At 40.1% G+C, this 1365-nt stretch carries 1 protein-coding gene; it reads right to left on the bottom strand.

What is annotated here, in order from left to right; genetic code table 11:
• Positions 1-49: 49 nt before the first annotated feature.
• Positions 50-1117: a glycosyltransferase family 1 protein gene (locus tag GNE10_RS34510; protein ID WP_185570506.1), complete on the bottom strand. Its 1068-nt coding sequence runs from the start codon at positions 1115-1117 to the stop codon at positions 50-52.
• Positions 1118-1365: the final 248 nt, after the last annotated feature.

Raw genomic sequence — 1365 nt, 5'->3', positions numbered from 1 at the left:
CTGCTCCCCTGCTCCCCCTCATCTCCCCGCCTTATTCAACGGTAATATTCTACACGTAGCGGGCTAATACTTCGGCGGTAGCTTGTCCGGTTTTTTGCCAACTGAATTGTTGGGAGCGGATAATTCCCTGGTTAGAAAGGCGCGATCGCAATGTCGAGTCAGTGGCGATCGCTTCCATTGCCTCTGTAATTTCTCTGGTGTTGTAAGGGTTAATTAGAATCGCCGCATCCCCAGCTACTTCTGGTAGGGAGGAAAGATTGGAGGTAATTACTGGGGTACCACAAGCCATTGCTTCCAGGACTGGTAAACCAAAACCTTCCCAAAGACTAGGGAAAACAAGGGCGATGGCTTGATTGATGATTTTGGGCAATTCGCTGTAAGGAACGTAGTCAAGGAATTTTACTTGATGGCTGATGCCTACTTGAGCAACTTGGGCTTTTAAAGTCGGGGTGTAACGGCCATCGCTTGGCCCTGCTAGCCAGAGTTCATAGTCGCTGTTATTGGGTAGTGCAGCAAAGGCGGTAATTAGTCGATGTAAGTTTTTGTAAGTGTTTTGGCGTCCAATGTAAAGAAAGTAGTTGCTTTGGGGGAGATTGAGAAAGCGAAAGTGAGTGCGATCGTAAGCAAGGGGAATGGGGGTGATTTTGCGATCGGGAATTTGGTAAAAATCGGTGATGTCTTGAGCTGTAGCTTGGGAATTGCAGATTATATGTTGTGCCTGCTTGAGGATTTGAGGAACGTAGTAGCGATGATATGGTGTCAGTGGTGAAAAACTTTTAGGAAAACGCAAGGGAATAAAGTCGTGAACCATCACGACAAAAGAGCAGTTTGTATAAATAGGTGCTTCTGGCAGCAAGGAAAATAAAATCTGGGATTTTAGCTTTTTATAAATTTGCGGTAATTGAAATTGCGTCCAAAAAAGCCGTTTCAAATGACCTTTTAATCCTTGTTCTGGGGTTAGGTCAGGGGGAATTGGATAGCAGTTATAACCAGAAATATTTTGGCAAACTAAGAGTGTGGGATAAAGTTGTTGTAAATGAGGCAACAAATTTAGAGCATAAGTACTGATGCCTGTGGGACGATTTAACAGAAATGAAAGATTAATTAACAATGTCATTTCTCAGCATAAAAACTTCAAAATTAGAAAAATTTATTTTTCTATTTTTTACAAGCGCCGAATTGAGTTAAGTTATTTATTTTGCTTTTTGATGACATAATCACATATACCATAAAATTTTCCTAATCCAGCTTTTGGTTTTATTAAAATTACTAATGTTGACTTGAGAATTTGAAAAATTAATCTGATTGTAAAAATAAATTTATTGGTATGCTTATCCATTGTTAATAGATAACTATAGGTAGCAT

Source organism: Nostoc sp. 2RC, from assembly GCF_014222165.1.
GTDB lineage: Bacteria > Cyanobacteriota > Cyanobacteriia > Cyanobacteriales > Nostocaceae > Nostoc > Nostoc linckia.
The sequence above is the reverse complement of the archived record's forward strand: the minus strand, read 5'-3'. Positions and strand labels throughout refer to the sequence as shown.